Genomic DNA, 19,085 nt, shown 5'->3' with positions numbered 1-19,085 from the left:
TCGTGGGCCGGGCCGCCGGCCGGCGTCCCCGACCGAGGCTGACGGACACCCTGCCGCCGAAGAGAAGGACCCGCATGACCCTCGAACGCGAGGAACTCCGCGACCACTGGACCGTGACGATGGCCGGAGGAACCGGTGCGCCGGACGGCGTCGTGGGCCGCACCATCCCGGCGACGGTGCCGGGCCAGGTCCACACCGACCTGGAGCGGGAGGGCCTGCTGCCGGACCCGACGTTCCACCTGAACGAGCAGGACGCCAAGTGGGTCGGCCGCGCCGACTGGGCCTACCGCCGCACGGTCGACGTCGACCCGCGCGGACACGAGCGCGTCGACCTGGTCTGCGACGGCCTGGACACCGTCGCGGAGCTCAGCCTGGACGGCGTCGTCGTGGGCACGACCCGCAACATGCACCGCCGCTACCGGTTCGACGCCCGGGTGCAGACGGGGTCCGGTGGCACCACGAAGGACCTCGAGATCCTGTTCGAGTCGCCGTACCGCGAGGCCGGCCGGGTGGCCGCGAAGGCCGGCAGCATGCCGGGCCCGTACGACGAACCGTTCCCGTACATCCGCAAGATGGCGTCGAACTTCGGCTGGGACTGGGGCCTGACCGCGGTCACGAGCGGCCCCTGGCGGCCGGTCGCGATCGAGCGCTGGTCGACCGCGCGCCTGCGCGAGGTGCGTCCGCTCGTCGACGTCGAGGCCGGTGAGGGCGTGCTCGACGCCCACATCACCGTCGAGCGTTCGGGGATGAACGACCTGGACCAGGACGGCGAGGACGACGACCTGGTGCTCGTCGTCACCGTGAGCGGCGAGACCGAGGACGGCGCCACCACGCGTCAGCGCTCCCGCGCGCAGCTGACCCCGAAGGACGACGAGACGGTCGTCACCGTGCGCGTTCCCGAGGCACGACGCTGGTGGCCGCGCGGCTACGGCGCGCAGCCGCAGTACGACGTCGTGGTCGAGCTGCAGACCGTCGACGGCGAGGTGCTCGACCGCGACACGTTCCGCACCGGCTTCCGGTCGACCCGGATCGAGACCCAGGTGGACGGCATCGGTCGCCCCTTCGCGGTGCACGTCAACGGCACCCTCGTCGACGTCCGTGGCGTCAACTGGATCCCCGACGACGTCATCGTCTCGCGCGTGGACCGCGCCCGGCTCGAGTCCCGGCTGGGTGCCGCGGCGTCGCTCGGCACGAACCTCGTGCGCGTCTGGGGCGGCGGCGTGTACGAATCGCGCGACTTCTACGAGGTCTGCGACGAACTCGGGCTGCTCGTCTGGCAGGACTTCCCGTTCGCCTGCTCCGCCTACCCGGAGGTCGAGCCGATCCGCAGCGAGGTCATCGCCGAGGCGCGGGACAACGTCGCCCGGCTCGCCCGCCATCCTTCGCTGGTGGTCTGGAACGGCAACAACGAGAACATCTGGCTGCACGACGCCGACGGCTGGGGTGCCGAGCTGGGCGATCGGGGCTGGGGCCTCGACTACTACCTCGACCTGTTGCCGACCATCGTCGACGCCGTCGACCCGTCGCGCTTCTACACGGTCGCGTCGCCGTGGTCCGGTTCCGAGTCGCTGCCCGCGAACGAGGTCGACCACGAGACGCACCACTCGTGGGACGTCTGGAACCGGCTGCCCGACACCGCCTACCGCGAGTCGGTGCCGCGCTTCGTGTCCGAGTTCGGCTGGCAGGCGCCGCCCGCCTGGCGCACGCTGCGCGAGGCGGTCACGGACGCGCCGCTGCGGGTCGACTCGCCCGGTGTGGTCCACCACCAGAAGGCGGCGGACGGGATGGCCAAGCTGGCCCGCGGGCTGGAGCCGCGCTTCGGCACGGTCGACCCGGCAGCGTTCGACGCCTGGCACTACCTGACGCAGCTGCAGCAGGCACGGGCGATCGCGACCGGCATCGAGCACTGGCGCACGCACTGGCCGCGGAACACCGGCGTGGTGGTGTGGCAGCTGAACGACCTGTGGCCGGTGTCGTCGTGGTCCGCGATCGACTCGGCAGGGCGGCTGAAGCCGCTGGCGCACGAGCTGCGCCGCCTGTACGACGACGTGCTGCTGACGATCCGTCCGGTGTCGTCGGTGTCGGTGGCGCCTGGGGCGGCCGACGCGTCCGGTGCGGTCGTTCCGACCAGCGCGTCGGGTGCGTCGGGTGCGGAGCGGACGGGAGGCCCGGATCACCCGGGTGCGCCGCCTGCGGCCGGCGAGACGGCCGATCTGGGTGCGCTCGCGGACACGCTCTCGCTGGGCGTCTCGCCCGGCGCCTTCGGGTCCTCGCCCGTCGAGGTGGCCGTCCGGTCGACCCGCACCGGGCACGACAGCGTCGTCCGGGTCCGCCGGATCACCACGGCCGGCACGATCCTGGCCGAGGTGTCGCTGCCGGTCCGGTTGTCCGGCGCCGGCGTCGCGGTGGTGTCGCTGCCCGAGTCGGTGGGCGTCGTCGACGACCCGGCGAACGAGCTCATCGTCGCGGACATGGACTGGCGCCGTGCGGTCTGGACCCCCGGCCCCGACGCTGCGATGCGCTGGGAGCCGGCGCGCTACCGGACCGCGTTCGCGGTGGTCGACGGCGGCGTGGACCTGACCGTCGAGGCTGACTCGCTCGTCCGCGACCTGCTCGTGCAGCCGGACCGTGTGGCGGCCGGCGGCACGGTCGACCGCGGGTTCATGACGCTGCTGCCCGGCGAACGGGTGGTGTTCCGGCTGCGCGGGGTGACCGAGGCCGACGTCCCCGCGCTCCGGGAGGCGCCCGTGCTCTGGAGTCTGGACCGCGCGCTCGACCGTTGATATGCAGAACGACACGGTGATATATTTGACGGTGCGCCGCTCGATGTCGTGACCTGAGCGACTCCGGCGTCCGATCGATCTCCTCGTCGATCGGTCGACAGGAGGCCCCAGATGTCGTTCGCGATGCGCCCACCCACCGGAGCGGTCCCCACCGTGCTCCACTCGACCGTGCTCCACCCGACCGCGCTGAACTCGACGGTGCCGACGTCCGCCGGGCCGGTCGGTGCCACGGCGTCACTCCGGACGGTCGCTCCGGCGGGGGCGCGCCGGGGGTTCGTCCCCGCGGTGGCGTTGCTCGACCTCGCGCTGCTGCTCACCGCGTTCGCCATCGCCCACGTCGTGCGGTTCCCCTGGGAGCTCGCATCCGTCCGACCACGCTCGGGCTGGTTCGAGTTCGTGGTGGCCCCCGCCATCGTCGTGGTCTGGATGCTCCTGCTCTCGGTGTTCCGCACCCGCGACCCCCGGATCGCGGGCATCGGCGGCGAGGAGTACCGCCGCCTCGTCACCGCGAGCCTCGTCGCCATCGCCGGGGTCGCGGTCGTCGCGTACGCGGCGCAGCTCGACCTGGCCCGCGGGTACGTCGCGATCGCGTTCCCGCTGGGGCTCGCGTTCCTGACACTCGGCCGCAAGGGTGTCCGCACAGTGCTCGCCCGGAGTCGTGCCCGGGGCGAGCACCTGCAGGACGTCCTGATCGTCGGCGACGCCGAGGACGTCCGGTACGTGGGTGCGCGGATCGCCGCTGCGCCGAGTGCCGGCTACCGCGTGCGGGCCGTCGTCACGGACTGCGCTCCGGCCGGGGCCCGTGTCGACCTGGGGGCGGCAACGGCTCCGGTCGTCGGGGGCATCGATGACGTGCTCGCGCACGCCCGGGCCGAGGGCGTCTCCGCCGTCGTCGTCGCGGGTGCCGTCCGTGGTGGGCACGCCCGCCTCCGTCGCCTCGGGTGGCAGCTCGAGGAACACGGCGTCGAGCTCGTGGTGTCCTCCCCCCTGGCCGACATCGCCGCCGGGCGGGTGCACGAGCGCCCGGTCGACGGGCTGCCGCTCATGCACGTCGAGACCCCCGACTACCGCCGCCGGATGGGCAAGCGGGCGCTCGACGTCGTCGGCGCCGTGCTCGGCCTGGCGTTGCTCTCCCCGGTCCTGGCCGCGGTCGCGCTGGCGGTCCGCGCTGACGACGGCGGGCCGGTGTTCTTCCGGCAGGTCCGCGTCGGTCGCGGTGGCGCGGAGTTCCCGATCCTGAAGTTCCGGACGATGTGCGTCGACGCCGAGGCGCGCATGGCTGCTCTGCAGTCCGAGAACCAGGGCGCCGGTCCGCTGTTCAAGATGCAGGACGACCCGCGGGTGACCCGGGTCGGTGCCTTCCTGCGACGGACCTCGCTCGACGAACTGCCGCAGCTGTGGAACGTGCTCACCGGGTCGATGAGCCTGGTCGGCCCCCGACCGGCCCTGCCCCGCGAAGTCGCGCTGTACGAGGACTTCGCCGACCGCCGACTCCTCGTGACCCCGGGGATCACCGGCTTGTGGCAGGTCAGCGGCCGATCGGACCTCGACTGGGCCGAAGGGGTGCGGCTCGACCTGCACTACGTCGAGAACTGGTCGTTCCTGCACGACCTGGTGATCCTCGCCCGCACCGTCCCGTCGGTGCTGCGGTCCCGCGGCGCGTACTGAGCGCTGCGCTTCCCTGGACGAACGGTGTCCGTTCCGGGGGCCGGCCTGGGCTTCCAGGGGCGGGGGAGTTACGATGGAGGCACACGGACTTCCGCCGCGTGGGTCGACGACGATCACCGGACGGCGACCAGTTCCACAACAAGGAGTCATGATGCTCGGAAACCTCGGCGGCATTCACCTGCTGATCATCCTCGGGATCGTCATCCTGCTGTTCGGCGCGACCAAGCTCCCGGCGCTCGCCAAGGGCCTCGGTCAGTCGATCAACATCTTCAAGAAGGAGATGTCCGACGACGAGAAGAAGGCCCAGGCCAACGGTGCGGCGCCGGACGGCACGGTGCACAACAGCACCGTCCAGAACGCTCCCGCCGAGCCCGCCGCCGGTCCGGTCCTGAACCCGGGGCCGAGCGCGCAGCCCAACACCGACTCCCGGCGTTAGGACACCCAGCCCCGTCCTGTCGGCAGCCCCCGCGACCACATCGGTCGCGGGGGCTTCGTCGTGCGGGATCGACCGCCGGGCACCCCGTGCCGCAGGATGAGCACATGACCGCTCCCGTCCCCGCGCCGCACGCCGTCGCACCGCTCCGGGGCGACCGACGCATCGTGCTGGTGGTGGCGATCCTGGCGTCGTTCGTCGTCGGGCTCGACTCGAGCGTCGTGAACGTCGCACTCCCCGCGATCCGGCAGGAGCTCGGCGGCGGACTCGTCGTGCAGCAGTGGGTCGTCGACGCCTACCTCGTCACCCTGGGCTCGCTCATCCTGGTCGCCGGGAGCCTGTCCGACCTGTTCGGCCGGGTGCGGATCATCACGTGGGGGCTCGTGGTCTTCGGCATCGCGTCCGTGGCGTGCGCGGTCGCCCCGACCGGCGAGGTGCTCATCGTCGCCCGCGCGCTGCAGGGCGTCGGCGGGGCGCTCGTCATGCCGAGTGCGCTCGCGCTGATCGTGGCGGCGTTCCGCGGGGCGGCGCAGGCGAAGGCGATCGGCACGTGGACAGCCTGGTCGAGTGCAGCCACCATCCTCGGGCCCGTGGCCGGCGGCCTGGTGGTGGACGGGATCGGGTGGCGGTGGATCTTCGTGCTCACCGCGGTGCCGATCGCCGTGACGATCCCCCTGGTCCTGCGCATCACCGGCGAGGTGCACCCAGTCGTCCGCCCACGCATCGACGTCGTCGGGGCGCTGCTCGCCGTGGTCGGGGTCGGCGGTGTCGTGCTCGGGCTCATCGAGCAGGAGCGGCTGGGGTGGGGTTCCCCGGTGGTGGTCGCCGCGCTCGTGCTCGGTGCCGCTGCCCTCGTGGCGTTCGTGCCGTGGGAACTGCGGGTGACCCGGACGGCCGGGTCGCCGCTCGTGCCGCTCGAACTGTTCCGGGCGCGCAACTTCACCGTCGGCAACCTCGCGACGCTGTCCATCTACGGCGCACTCGGCATGGTCTTCTTCGTCGTCACGCTCTTCCTGCAGGAGGTCTGGCGGTTCCCGGCCTGGCTCGCCGGCCTCGCGACGCTGCCGCCGACGATCATGTTGCTCGTGCTCTCCACCGCCGTCGGGTCGTTCGCCGGTCGGTACGGCCCGCGCTGGTTCATGGCCGCGGGGCCGGCGGTCGGTGCGGTCGGGGCGCTCCTGCTGCTGTTCGCCGGCGACGACCCGGACGGCTACTGGTGGTCGGTGTTCCCCGGACTGGTGCTGATCGGCGTGGGCATCGCGCTGATGGTCACACCCCTGACGAGTGCGGTGCTCGGTTCGGTCCCGCAGTCCGAGGCCGGGTCCGGGTCGGCGGTCAACAACGCCTTCGCCCGGATCGCCGGCCTGGTCACGGTGGCACTCGCTGGCGTCGTGCTCGGCGGCGAGGTGAGCGTCGAGGGGCTGCACCGGGCCATGGTGGTGATGGCGCTCCTGCTGCTGGCCGGTGCCGTCGTCTGCGCGGTCGGGATCCGGAATACGCCCGCGCGGACGTAAGTTGAGTGGAGTAGACTCAAGTCCAGGACCACCGCAACGAAAGGACGGAACGCATGGCGAACCTCCAGGGCGCTCCTGACTCGCAAGAACGACAGAAGACCGCCCTCGAGCAGTACGGCATCGACCTCACGGCGATCGCCCGCAGCGGCAAGCTCGACCCCGTGATCGGACGTGACTCCGAGATCCGGCGCGTGTCCCAGGTGCTCACGCGCCGCACCAAGAACAACCCGGTGCTCATCGGCGAGCCCGGCGTCGGCAAGACCGCCGTCGTCGAGGGGCTCGCGCAGCGCATCGTCGCCGGCGACGTCGCCGACTCCCTCAAGGACAAGCGGCTCATCTCGCTCGACATCTCCGCCCTGATCGCCGGCGCCAAGTACCGCGGCGAGTTCGAGGAGCGGCTGAAGGCCGTGCTCAAGGAGATCAACGACTCCGACGGGCAGGTCATCACGTTCATCGACGAGCTGCACACGCTGATGGGGGCCGGTGGCGGCGAGGGGTCCGTCGCGGCGTCGAACATGCTCAAGCCGATGCTCGCCCGCGGTGAGCTCCGGCTCATCGGTGCGACGACCCTCGACGAGTACCGCGAGTACATCGAGAAGGACGCCGCCCTCGAGCGTCGCTTCCAGCAGGTCTACGTCGGTGAGCCCAGCGTCGAGGACGCCGTGGCGATCCTCCGCGGGCTCAAGGAACGCTACGAGGCGCACCACAAGGTGACGATCAACGACTCCGCACTGGTCGCCGCCGCGAGCCTGTCGAACCGGTACATCTCCGGCCGCCAGCTGCCCGACAAGGCCATCGACCTGATCGACGAGGCCGCCAGTCGACTCCGCATGGAGATCGACTCCAGCCCCGTCGAGATCGACGAGCTGAAGCGGAACGTCGACCGCCTGCGTGTCGAGGAGTTCGCGCTCAAGCAGGAGAAGGACGACGCCTCCAAGGCCCGCCTCGAGACCCTGCGCAACGAGCTGCGCACGCGAGGGGCCCGGCTGGCCGAGCTCGAGCAGCGCTGGCAGGCCGAGCGCGCGAGCCTGAACCGCATCGGTGAGCTCAAGCAGCAGCTCGACGACCTGAACATGCGGTCACAGCGAGCCCAGCGCGAGGCCGACTACGAACTCGTCTCCCGTTTGGAGTACGGCGAGAAGCCCCGCATCGAGGCCGAGCTCGCCGCCGCCGAACAGGCCGAGAGTGCCGACCGGATGGTGAACGACAGCGTCACCGACGAGGACATCGCCGCCGTCATCGCGCAGTGGACGGGCATCCCGCTCGGCCGACTGCTGCAGGGCGAGACCGAGAAGCTCCTGCACCTGGAGAGCGAGCTCGGCCGCCGCATCATCGGGCAGCGCACGGCCGTGACCACCGTGTCCGAGGCTGTGCGGCGCACCCGCGCCGGCATCTCCGACCCGGACCGTCCGACCGGTTCGTTCCTGTTCCTCGGCCCGACGGGCGTCGGCAAGACCGAGCTGGCCAAGGCGCTCGCCGAGTTCCTGTTCGACGACGAGAAGGCCCTCGTCCGGATCGACATGAGCGAGTACGGCGAGAAGCACTCCGTTGCCCGCCTGATCGGTGCCCCGCCCGGGTACGTCGGGTACGAGGCCGGTGGGCAGCTCACCGAGGCCGTCCGGCGCCGTCCGTACTCGGTGATCCTGCTCGACGAGATCGAGAAGGCCCACCCCGAGGTGTTCGATGTGCTGCTCCAGGTGCTCGACGACGGACGGCTCACCGACGGCCAGGGCCGCACGGTCGACTTCCGGAACACGATCCTGGTGCTGACGTCGAACCTCGGGTCGCAGTTCATGACGGACCTGTCCCTGAGTGACGTGCAGCGGGAGGAGGCGGTCCGTGAGCTCGTGCAGCAGGCGTTCCGCCCCGAGTTCATCAACCGCCTCGACGACATCGTGGTGTTCCAGGCCCTGACCGCCGAGGACCTCGGACAGATCGTGTCGCTCTACGTCGACCGGCTGGCTCGTCGCCTGACCGACCGCCGGCTCGAGCTCGCGGTCACCCCCGAGGCGCGCGGCTGGCTCGCGGAGCGCGGGTACGACCCGCTCTACGGTGCGCGGCCGCTCCGTCGCCTGATGCAGCGGCAGATCGACGACCGGTTGGCCCGCGCGATCCTGTCGGGTGACGTCCGTGACGGCGACACCGTCCGGGTGGACGTCGCCGCGGACGGCGACGGCCTGACGGTCGAGCCCTTCGAGCTGGCCGAGATCGTCGAGGAGTAGCCCACCAAGACGGACGGGAGGCCCGCCACCGGTTCCTGAGACCGGTGCCGGGCCTCCAGGGTGTTGGCTGCAGAGCATGCCTGAGATCCGCGCGCTCCGCCGCCTCACCGACGCCGTCGAGCACGCCAGCGTGCTCGACAAGGCCGTCGACATCGACCGTGCCGTCGTGAATGCCCTGGCCAAGCCGAAGGCCCTGCGTCAGCTGCTGCACGGAGTCCCGTTCGGTCACCCGATCCACCCGCTCATGGTGCAGGTGCCGCTCGGCGCCTGGATCTCCGCCGCGGTGCTCGACCTGCTCGGCGGGAAGGGCAACGCGAAGGCCGCCAAGACCCTGGTCGGCGTCGGGGTCGTCTCGGCGAGCAGCGCCTCGGTCGCCGGCTACGTCGACTGGTCGGAACTGGACCGCGAGCAGCTCCGCACCGGATGGGTGCACCAGGCCGTGAACTGGACCGGACTGTCGCTGTACGGCCTGTCGTGGCTGCAGCGGAAGCGCGGCAACCACGGGGCCGGCAAGCTGCTCGGCTTCGCCGGGCTCGCCGTCGTGAGTGTCGGCGGGTACCTGGGCGGACACCTGTCCTACCGGCAGCGCGCCGGCGTCAGCGACCACGGCGAGGTGCCGTTCGACGCCTGATCTGCCTCCCAGGTCCAGTACAGGTACGTCACGTGTGATGTATCGATGCGCGTACTCGTGGTGGACGACGAACGGGCCCTCGCCGACTTGATCGCGACGGGCCTGGCCCGACAGGACATGGCGGTGGACGTCGCCTACCGAGGCGACGACGCCGACGAGCTGCTGGCGGTGCACGACTACGACGTCGTCGTGCTCGACCGCGACGTCCCCGGGCTGCACGGCGACGAGGTCGCGCGGCGTCTCACCGCTCGTGGCGCACTCACACGGATCCTCCTGCTCACCGCAGCGACCACGTTGCGCGACCGGGTGCAGGGGCTCGAGCTCGGTGCGGACGACTACCTGACCAAGCCGTTCGAGTACCCGGAACTCGTCGCCCGGGTCCGCGCGCTCGGTCGGCGCAGCGTCCCACCCGTCGCCCCCGTGCTCGAACGCGCGGGACTCGTCGTCGACACGAACCGGCGGATGGCCACGCGTGACGGTCACCCGCTCGACCTGACGTCGAAGGAGTTCGGGGTGCTCGAGACCCTGCTCCGCGCGGACGGTCGCATCGTCTCCGCCGAGCACCTGCTCGAGAAGGTCTGGGACGTGAACACCGACCCGTTCACCGCCGCGGTCCGCGTGACGATGTCGAAGCTGCGCCGGAAACTCGGGGACCCGGATCCGATCCGGACGATGCCCGGCCAGGGCTACTCGCTGTGAGTCGGTGGGCCCGGGGCTGGAGCATCCGGACCCGGACGGCTCTGACGTTCGCGCTGGCGGCCATGGCGCTCGCGACCGGGGTCGTGGTCTTCACGAACACCATGTCCCTGGCGGGCGTCGGCGCGGGTCTCGACACGGCAGCCGTCGAGCGACCACCGTCCGGATCGGACAGCGCCACGACCGCTCCGGCCCCGCTCGCGGTGGACCCGGCGGCGGCGGACGAGCGCACTGGTGCCGTGGCGGTGATCCGCCTCGTCGCGGTGCAGCAGTGGCAGTGGTCCGCGATCGGGATCGCCGGTGCCGGGATCGCTGCCGGCGGCATCGGTTGGATCGTCAGCCGCCGGGTGCTCCGTCCCATCGACCGGATCACGGCGACCGCGAACCGGATCTCCGCGTCGAACCTGCACGAGCGCATCGCCCTGGGCGGACCCGACGACGAGCTCCGACGGCTCTCGCGGACGGTCGACGACCTGCTGGCCCGTTTGGAGACCGCGTTCGAGAGCCAGCGACGGTTCGTCGCCCAGGCGTCCCACGAACTCCGGACACCCCTGGCAGTGCAACGCGCCGCGGTGCAGATCGGGCTGCACGACGACGCCGACCCGGCCGAGGTGCGTGCCGTCCGCGCCGAGCTGCTCGAGCAGAACCGGCGGACCGAGCGGTTGGTCGCGTCACTGCTCGTGCTCGCCGAGGCCGACCGCGGCCTGGCGGGCGCGACCCGGGCCGTCGACCTCGTCGAGGTGACCGATGAGGTCGTCGCGGGGGCGGCCCGGGACGCGGCCGAGGCGGGGGTGACGCTGACCCACGAGCGCCGCACCGGGCCTCCCGGCCTGGTCGTCCCGGGGGAGCCGACGCTGCTGCGGCAGCTGCTCGGCAACCTGGTCGGCAACGCCGTCGAGTACAACGAACCCGGCGGCGCCGTCCTGGTGACCACGGAGCCGGACGGCTTCGTCGTCGAGAACGGTGGACCGGTGGTCGCGGCGGACGAGGCGGCGTTGCTCGTCGAACCCTTCCGTCGCGGCGGCGCGGACGCCGGACGTGGGCAGCACAGCGGTCTGGGCCTGTCGATCGTGGCCGCGATCGTGCACGCGCACGGGTGGACGCTGTCGATCACCGCACGGCCGACCGGTGGGCTGCTCGTCCGGGTCGGTGTTTCGCCGGTGCAACCCGACGTGCACGCGGGGCGAAACAGCCCGTCCGCTGTGCTGGAGGCATGAACCACACCACGATGACGACCACCCGTCGCACCCGGTCCCTGATGAGCGTTGCCGCGGCCGTCGTCCTGCTGCCCCTGCTGCTGGTCGGCTGCTCCGATCCGGCACCCGACGACGACGCGACGACCGCCTCCGGGGGTGCGGCACCCGGCGTCGCCCTCGCCGAGTGCATGCGCGACCGCGGCTACGACATGCCGGACCCCGGCACCGGCGGCGGGTCGATGCAGCTCAGCGCACCGGACGGCGTCGACCCCGAGCAGTACCAGGACGACCTCAAGGGCTGCCTCGACGACTCTGCGGCCGCCGGTGACGCGCAGGCCGCGCAACCGATGCCCGGCACCGAGGAGATCGCCCGGAGGACGGCGGAGTGTCTGCGGGAGCAGGGGTTCCCGGACTACCCGGACGACCAGGACGCGCAGATGCGGTTCCAGCCGGACGACCAACAGGCGTTCGACGAGGCCGCCGGGCCGTGCACCGACGCGGCGTTCGAGGCTGTCCAGGGCGGAGCCGGGTCGTGACCCACCGACGCGCCCGTCGCCGGCTGATCGTGTCGGGGTGCCTCGTCGCAGCGGTGGCCGCGGGGGTCGGGACGTGGGCCCTCGTCGCGGCGCCGAGCGGTGCGGGCGCCTCGGCCAGTAGTGCGTCGCGCGGCGGGACTGCACCCGCCGGAGCCACCGGGACCGTCACGCGCGGTGACCTGACGGATTCGAAGGTGTTCGCCGGGACGCTCGGGTACGGCGCGGCCTCGGGGGTCGCCGGTGCAGCCGCCGGCACGATCACCTGGCTGCCCCGGGTCGGCGACGTGGTCGAACGCGACGGGGCGCTGTACGCCGTCGACGAGCGGGACGTCCGGTCGATGTACGGCACCGTGCCGCTCTGGCGCGACCTGGAGCGGGGGCTGCAGGGCGCGGACGTCAGGCAGCTCAACGAGAACCTGGCAGCGCTCGGGTACGACGTGTCCGTGGACGACCGGTTCGGCCCGCGGACCGAGCGAGCAGTCCGGCAGTGGCACGAGGACCGGGGACACGAGGGCACCGGGGTGCTCACTGCGGACGACGTCGCCTTCGTGGACGGCGCGGTCCGGGTCGCCTCGGTCGAGGGGCGGCTCGGCGAGCGGATCGCCGGTGGTGCGGGAGCGGCCGCGGGTGGTGCTGGTGCAGCGGCCGGCGACGGTCCGGCGGGAGCGGGCGCCGGTATCGGCAGCGCGGGCGCGACGACCGACGTGCTGCAGGTCACGAGCACCCGGCGGGTCGTCACGGCGACCGTGCCGCAGCGCGATGCCGAGCGGCTCGCCGTCGGCACCGACGTCGAGGTCCGGGTGAACGGCGCCGGTGCGGCCATGCCCGGTTCCGTCGTCGACGTGCAGCCGACGACGAGCGAGGACGGCGGCACGGCCGTCGACGTCTCGGTGTCGTTCGACCCGGGCAAGCGGTCCCTGCCCGAGGCCGCGTCCGCGCAGGTCGAAGCGGAGGGCGCCACCGAGCACGACGTCCTGTCCGTGCCGGTCGCCGCCCTCGTCGCGGGTGCCGGTGGCAGGTACGCCGTCGACGTCGTGCAGCGGGACGGTACGACCGAGCGGGTCCGGGTCGAGCCCGGCTTCAGCGCCGACGGGCGGGTCGCGGTCACCGGCGCCCTGACCGCGGGCGACCGGGTGGTGGTGCCCGGATGAGCGCCGTCGTTCCCGCCGTTCCCGCCGTGCCCGTCACGGCCGCCGTGCCCGCCGCGGCCGTCCTGCCGGCGGCCGCCGTCCTGTCGCTCCGGGGCGTCACGAAGACCCACGGCGACGTCGGAGCCCTGCGCGGGGTCTCGCTCGAGGTCGGCGCGGGGGAGCTCGTCGCGGTCGTCGGCCCGTCGGGCTCGGGCAAGTCGACGATGCTCAACGTCGTCGGCACGCTCGACCGTCCCACCTCGGGCACGGTGACGATCGCCGGCAACGACGTCGCGACGATGTCCGACGATGATCTGTCCGGCCTGCGTGCCGACCACATCGGGTTCGTCTTCCAGCACTTCCACCTGCAGGCCGGGGCGACCGCCGCCGAGAACGTCGCCGACGGCCTGCTCTACCAGGGGGTCCCCCGGCGTGAGCGGCACCGCCTGGCCGTCGAGGCCCTGGGCCGCGTGGGACTGGCACACCGGGTGGACCACCGACCGCACCAGCTCTCCGGCGGCGAGCGCCAACGCGTCGCCATCGCGCGGGCCGTCGTCGGCGACCCGACGATCTTGCTCGCCGACGAACCCACCGGGGCGCTCGACACGGCGTCCGGTGCGACGGTCGTCGAGCTGCTGCGCGAGCTCAACGCTGCGGGCACGACGGTGGTGGTCATCACGCACGACCTGGACCTGGCGGCATCGCTGCCCCGGCAGGTCCGGATGCGCGACGGCATGATCGAGCCCGAGGTCGCGCCGGTCGACGAGGTCGCCCCGTGAGCCGCCGTCGGTCCGTGGGCGGACTCGACCTGCTCCGCCTCGGCGTCTTCGGGCTGCGGACCAGACCGGGTCGCGTCGTGCTGTCCGCGCTCGGCATCGCGATCGGCATCGCGGCGATGCTCGCGGTCGTCGGGATCTCGTCGTCGAGCAAGGCGAAGGTCGACCAGGTGCTCGACACGCTCGGCACGAACGTGCTCACCCTCACCCAGGCGCAGGGCCTCGGCGAACCGGTGCCGTTGCCGTCCACCGCACTCGAGTCGGTGCTGCGACAGGACGACGTCGAGTCGGCTGCTGCAGTCGGCACCGTGCCCGACACCGGCGTCTACCGGAACGACTTCGTCCCGGCACCCCAGACGAAGGGCCTCGGGGTCCTCGCCGCGTGGGGCGACGTGCCACGGGTGCTCGGCGGGCGGCTCGCAGCCGGACGGTGGATCGACGACGCCGCCGGTGCCCCGCCGCAGGTCGTGCTGGGAGCGCGGGCCGCAGTCGTGCTCGGCATCGGCGACCCACGGCCGGACCGCCGGGTCTGGCTCGGTGGGCAGTGGGTGCAGGTGGTCGGGGTGCTCGAACCCGTGGCGCTCGCCGCGGACCTGGACTTGCGGGTGTTCGTGCCCCGCGGGTTCGCCGAGCAGCTGGGCTTCGACGGGGCACCGACCGCCGTCTACACACGCGTCGACCCGGCGCACGTCGAACGGTCGAGGGACCTGCTCGCCGGCGCGGTCCGGCCGGGGGACCCGCAGGACGTCGGCGTCACCCGGCCGTCGGACGCGCTGGCCGCGAAGGACGCCACCGACGACTCGTTCACCGGGCTGCTCGTCGGCATCGGCGGGGTGGCCCTGCTGGTCGGTGGCATCGGGGTGGCGAACACGATGGTGATCACCGTCCTGGAGCGCCGCGCCGAGGTCGGTGTCCGTCGTGCCCTCGGCGCACGTCGTCGGGACGTCCGCGACCAGTTCCTGGTCGAGTCGTTGCTGCTGTCGTTCCTGGGTGGGGTGGCGGGTGTCGTCCTCGGGGTCGGGGTGACCGTCGTGTTCGCCGTCACCCGGGGGTGGCCGGTCGCGCTGCCGGTCTGGGCCGTCGTCGCCGGGCTCGGCGCCACCGTCGTGATCGGCGGGGTCTCCGGGCTCTACCCGGCGGCGCGCGCGGCGAGGATCCCACCGACGTCCGCCCTGGCGGCCGTCTGACGCGTGCGGTGGACGTCCGCACAGGAGGGCCGGTGCCGGTCCGCCGGACCGGCACCGGGCCTCCAGGCGGTCGCCGCGACCCCGCGGGCGTGACGGCCGGCACCTGTGGACCTGTTGGTTTCAGGACGGAACGGTTGCGTTCTTGTGGGTTTGCGACGTACAGTGCTCGAAACCCAACGGAACGAAGGAGTTCGGGCATGTACGCAACCGAGCGGCACACCGCCATCGCCGCCGAGCTGCAGTCCGCCGGTCGCGTGTCCGTCGCAGGCCTGGCCGAGCACTTCGACGTCACCACCGAGACCGTGCGCCGTGACCTCGACGCCCTCGAGTCCGCCGGGGTCCTGCGCCGGGTGCACGGGGGAGCGGTGCCCGTCGGCCGCTCGAGCGTCGTCGAACTCAGCGTCGCCGAGCGCGAGGGACAGCACGGCACCGCGAAGTCGGCCATCGCCCGCGCCGCGATGCGCCTGGTGCCGCCCACCTTCACCGGCTCGATCGCCCTCGACGCCGGCACCACCTGCGCCGCCGTGGCCTCCGAACTCGCCCGCTGGGAGCCCGAGGTCGCCGGCTCGACGATCACCGTCATCACGAACTCGGTGCCGATCGCCGCGACCCTGCAGCACAGCGAGCACCTCGAACTGCACCTGCTCGGTGGCCGGGTCCGCGGCGTCACGAGCGCGGCGGTCGGCACGGCCACCGTCGAGCAGATCGGTGCGCTCCGCCCCGATGTCGCGTTCATCGGCACGAACGGCCTGTCCGCCGGCTTCGGCCTGAGCACTCCCGACGAGTACGAGGCCGCCGTGAAGGGTGCCTACGTGCTCGCCGCCCGACGCGCCGTGGTGCTCGCCGACGCCGCCAAGCACGGCATCGAGGCGCTGATGCGGTTCGCACGCCTGGACGAGATCGACACGCTCGTCACCGACGACCGGCCCCCAGCCGACCTCGCCGGTGCACTCGCCGACGCCGACGTCGAGGTGGTCGTCGCATGAACGCCCGCATCGTCACCGTCACCCCGAACCCGTCGCTCGACCGCACGATCGAGCTCGCCGGTGAACTGCAGCGCGGCGCCGTCCAGCGTGCGACCCGGTCCACCGCGGAGCCCGGCGGCAAGGGCGTCAACGTCTCCCGTGTGGTCGTCGCGAGCGGCGGGGACACCGTCGCGGTCCTGCCCGGCGACGAGCTCGACCCGGTCCTGCTCGGCCTGGCCACGCGCGGCATCCCGACCGCCGCGCTGCCGATCGGGGCACCGCTCCGCTCGAACGTCACCGTGACCGAGCCGACCGGCACCACCACGAAGCTCAACGAACCCGGCCCCTCGCTCGCCGGGCGCCTCGACGACCTCGCCGCCCTGGTGGCCGACACCGCCGCCGCGACCGCCACCGGCCCCGCCGCCCGCTGGGTCGTGGTCGCCGGGTCCCTGCCGCCCGGTCTGCCGGACGACGCCCTCGCCGTGCTCGTCCGGGCCGTCCGTGCCCGCCACGGTGCGGACGTCCGGGTCGCCGTCGACTCGTCCGGGGTGCCGTTCACCGCGCTGCTGCAGTCCGGCGAACACCTCGACCTGGTGAAGCCGAACGCCGAGGAACTCGCCGAGGTCGTCGGCGGTGACCCCGAGGAGTACGAGCGCGACCTCGACGCCGCCGTCGCCGGAGCCCAGCGGCTGCGGCGCAAGAACGTCGGCACCGTCCTGCTCACCCTGGGCAGCGCCGGAGCCGTGCTGGTCTCGGACGAGGGGGCCTTCGCCGCCGCCGCACCGAAGATCATCGCCCGCTCGACGGTCGGCGCAGGGGACTCCTCGCTCGCCGGCTACCTGCTCGCCGAGGTCGCGGGAGCGTCGCCGGAGCAGCGTCTCGCACAGGCCGTCGCCACCGGGGCCGCGGCCGCAGCACTGCCCGGCAGTGACGTGCCGGCACTCGACCACACCGACCCGACGGCGGTCTCCGTCCGGGTGCTCGAAACGCACCCGGCTCCGGAACCCGCCTGATCCCCACCCCACCCGATCACCCCACGAACACCGCACCACCGCGCGATCAGCGCCATTGCGAAGGAGCAAGCACATGTCCGCAGACTCGAGTCCGCGCCTCATCAGCGCACAGCTCGTCGGCCTCGACGAGGACCTCGGCGCCACGTCGACCGACGTGATCCGGGTGCTCGCCGACCGCGTCGCCGCGACCGGCCGCGCCGCCGACGGTGCCACGCTCGCCGACGACGCCATCAAGCGCGAGGCGAGCGTCGGCACGGGCGTCCCCGGTGGCATCGCCATCCCGCACGCCCGGTCGGCGTCGGTGTCCGAGCCGACGCTGGCGTTCTCGCGCCTGGCCCGGAAGGTGCCGTTCGGCGCTCCGGACGGCGACGCCGACATCGTCTTCATGATCGCCGTGCCCGAGGGGGCGGACAAGGACCACCTGACGGTCCTCTCGACCCTGGCCCGCGCACTCATCCGTGAGGACTTCACCGCCGCGCTCCGCGCCGCGACCACCCCCGACGAGATCGTCCGGTTGGTCGACGACGAGGTGAGCGGCGAAGTGGCCGAGGCCGGCGTCGGGACGGCGAGCAGCGCCTCCGCTCCGGCGACGGCAGGCAGTGCGACCGCCGCGGCCCCCGCGGCCGACCGCAAGGTCTTCGTCGGCGTCACCGCCTGCCCGACCGGCATCGCCCACACCTACATGGCGGCCGACGCCCTCGTCGCCGCAGCCCAGCGTGCCGGTGCCGAGATGCACATCGAGACGCAGGGGTCCTCGCAGGTCGAGCCCCTCGACCCGGCCCTCATCGCCCGTGCCGACGCCGTCGTGTTCGCGGTCGACGTCGACGTCCGCGACCGCGGCCGGTTCGCCGGCAAGCCGCTGGTTTCCGGCCCCGTCAAGCGCGGTGTCGACGAGCCCGACAAGATGATCGCCGAGGCCATCCGCGCCTCGGAGGACCCGCACGCCGCACGCGTGCAGGGCGGCGCAGCCGTCGAGGGCGAGTCCACCGCCAAGAACGAGCACTTCGGCCAGTCGCTCAAGCGCTGGCTACTCACCGGCGTCAGCTACATGATCCCGTTCGTGGCCGGCGGCGGGCTGCTCATCGCGCTCGGCTTCCTGCTCTCCGGGTACGGCATCGCGCTGGACCACGGTGACTCGGGGATGAGCAACGCCGCCTACACGCTCACGAACTCCACACTGCTGAACCTGCCGCCGGAGGGCCTCGGGTACTACCTCGGCGCCGCCGCGTTCCAGATCGGGCAGGTGTCGCTCGGGTTCCTGGTCGCAGCACTCGCCGGGTACATCGCCTACGCCATCGCCGACCGTCCGGGCATCGCGCCGGGCTTCGTCGCCGGGTCGATCGCCGTCTTCATGAACGCCGGGTTCCTCGGTGGTCTGGTCGGTGGCCTGATCGCCGGTGCTGCCGCCTACTGGATCGGGCGCATCCCGACCTGGCGCTGGCTGCGTGGCCTGATGCCCGTCGTGATCATCCCGCTCTTCGCCTCGATCATCGCCTCGGGGCTGATGCTCCTGGTGCTCGGTGGCCCGATCGCCTGGGTCATGACCGAGCTCACCGCCTGGCTCAACTCCCTGTCCGGCGCCTCGGCCGTGCTGCTCGGGATCATCCTCGGCCTGATGATGGCCTTTGACCTCGGTGGTCCGGTGAACAAGGTGGCGTACGCGTTCGCCGTCGCCGGGCTCGGTGCCGGCACCGCCACGAACGTCGTGCCGTTCGAGATCATGGCCGCCGTCATGGCCGCCGGCATGGTGCCGCCGCTGGCACTCGCGCTCGCCTCGACCGTGCTCTACCGCAAGGGCTTCACGAAGCCGGAGCGCGAGAACGGCAAGGCTGCATGGCTGCTCGGTGCGTCCTTCATCTCCGAGGGTGCGATCCCGTTCGCCGCTGCCGACCCGCTGCGCGTCATCCCGGCGTCGATGGTCGGGGCCGCGATCACGGGCGCGATCTCGATGGCTGCCGGTGTGACCTCACGAGCGCCGCACGGCGGGATCTTCGTCTTCTTCGCGATCGGTGACGTCCTGATGTTCGTCGTCGCGATCCTGGCGGGGACCGTGGTGTCCGCGCTGGTGCTCGTCGCCCTGAAGAAGTGGGTGCGTCGTCGCCCCGTCGACGAGGCCGCTGCGGGCAACGAGGCTGCCGTGGCCGGCGAGACGATCGGCCAGCGCGCGCCGGTCGCCGCGTAGTCGATCCGCGAGACGCCGGCGTCCGACTGAGACGCCGTGGCGTCGCCGAGACGCCGTCGGATTCGGGGGCGTCTCGCGGGAGCACGGGCGCTTCAGCAAGACGACGGTGTCTCGCGGTGTCAACGCCACCATTCGACGGACGGGAGGCCCGGT

General features: G+C 72.6%; 15 protein-coding genes. All 15 read left to right on the top strand.

The window, feature by feature from the left end:
* Positions 1–74: 74 nt before the first annotated feature.
* The 15 genes from H489_RS24670 to H489_RS24605 all read left to right on the top strand — a co-directional run bounded on the left by H489_RS24670 (position 75) and on the right by H489_RS24605 (position 18,932).
* Positions 75–2,783, top strand: a complete 2,709-nt coding sequence (locus H489_RS24670; RefSeq protein ID WP_017886371.1) for a glycoside hydrolase family 2 protein — start codon at positions 75–77, stop codon at positions 2,781–2,783.
* Between the two features lie 111 nt (positions 2,784–2,894).
* Entirely contained in the window at positions 2,895–4,451 is a 1,557-nt protein-coding gene (locus tag H489_RS24665; protein WP_017886370.1) for a sugar transferase, read from the top strand.
* 151 nt (positions 4,452–4,602) lie between these two features.
* Positions 4,603–4,887: a twin-arginine translocase TatA/TatE family subunit gene (tatA, locus tag H489_RS24660; protein WP_031259354.1), complete on the top strand. Its 285-nt coding sequence runs from the start codon at positions 4,603–4,605 to the stop codon at positions 4,885–4,887.
* Between the two features lie 104 nt (positions 4,888–4,991).
* Complete coding sequence (locus H489_RS24655; RefSeq protein WP_017886368.1) at positions 4,992–6,398, top strand: MFS transporter; 1,407 nt, start codon at positions 4,992–4,994, stop codon at positions 6,396–6,398.
* Between the two features lie 53 nt (positions 6,399–6,451).
* The gene (locus tag H489_RS24650) at positions 6,452–8,620 is read left to right on the top strand and encodes an ATP-dependent Clp protease ATP-binding subunit (protein WP_017886367.1); all 2,169 of its coding nucleotides are present in this window, start codon (positions 6,452–6,454) and stop codon (positions 8,618–8,620) included.
* A gap of 76 nt (positions 8,621–8,696) precedes the next feature.
* Positions 8,697–9,251 (top strand): DUF2231 domain-containing protein, encoded by a 555-nt coding sequence (locus H489_RS24645; RefSeq protein ID WP_017886366.1) that lies wholly within the window; start codon positions 8,697–8,699, stop codon positions 9,249–9,251.
* Positions 9,252–9,296: 45 nt separating this feature from the next.
* Positions 9,297–9,950, top strand: coding sequence for a response regulator transcription factor (locus H489_RS24640; RefSeq protein WP_031259351.1), 654 nt, complete (start codon positions 9,297–9,299; stop codon positions 9,948–9,950).
* Entirely contained in the window at positions 9,947–11,164 is a 1,218-nt protein-coding gene (locus H489_RS24635) for a sensor histidine kinase (RefSeq protein WP_017886364.1), read from the top strand. The genes H489_RS24640 and H489_RS24635 overlap by 4 nt, the downstream gene beginning before the upstream one ends.
* The gene (locus H489_RS36670) at positions 11,161–11,679 is read left to right on the top strand and encodes a hypothetical protein (protein WP_017886363.1); all 519 of its coding nucleotides are present in this window, start codon (positions 11,161–11,163) and stop codon (positions 11,677–11,679) included. The genes H489_RS24635 and H489_RS36670 overlap by 4 nt, the downstream gene beginning before the upstream one ends.
* Entirely contained in the window at positions 11,676–12,830 is a 1,155-nt protein-coding gene (locus H489_RS24630) for a peptidoglycan-binding protein (RefSeq protein ID WP_017886362.1), read from the top strand. Before H489_RS36670 ends, H489_RS24630 begins: the two co-directional genes overlap by 4 nt.
* Positions 12,827–13,588, top strand: a complete 762-nt coding sequence (locus H489_RS24625) for an ABC transporter ATP-binding protein (RefSeq protein ID WP_081612208.1) — start codon at positions 12,827–12,829, stop codon at positions 13,586–13,588. Before H489_RS24630 ends, H489_RS24625 begins: the two co-directional genes overlap by 4 nt.
* Complete coding sequence (locus H489_RS24620) at positions 13,585–14,772, top strand: ABC transporter permease (RefSeq protein ID WP_200860510.1); 1,188 nt, start codon at positions 13,585–13,587, stop codon at positions 14,770–14,772. The genes H489_RS24625 and H489_RS24620 overlap by 4 nt, the downstream gene beginning before the upstream one ends.
* A gap of 197 nt (positions 14,773–14,969) precedes the next feature.
* Complete coding sequence (locus H489_RS24615) at positions 14,970–15,758, top strand: DeoR/GlpR family DNA-binding transcription regulator (protein ID WP_017886359.1); 789 nt, start codon at positions 14,970–14,972, stop codon at positions 15,756–15,758.
* Entirely contained in the window at positions 15,755–16,750 is a 996-nt protein-coding gene (locus tag H489_RS24610; RefSeq protein ID WP_017886358.1) for a 1-phosphofructokinase family hexose kinase, read from the top strand. The genes H489_RS24615 and H489_RS24610 overlap by 4 nt, the downstream gene beginning before the upstream one ends.
* 73 nt (positions 16,751–16,823) lie before the next feature.
* Positions 16,824–18,932: a fructose-specific PTS transporter subunit EIIC gene (locus tag H489_RS24605; RefSeq protein ID WP_017886357.1), complete on the top strand. Its 2,109-nt coding sequence runs from the start codon at positions 16,824–16,826 to the stop codon at positions 18,930–18,932.
* Positions 18,933–19,085 lie beyond the last annotated feature (153 nt).

This window comes from Curtobacterium flaccumfaciens UCD-AKU (assembly GCF_000349565.1).
Lineage (GTDB): Bacteria > Actinomycetota > Actinomycetes > Actinomycetales > Microbacteriaceae > Curtobacterium > Curtobacterium poinsettiae.
Note: the sequence above shows the minus strand (reverse complement) of the source record. Positions and strands in the feature narration are given on the sequence as shown.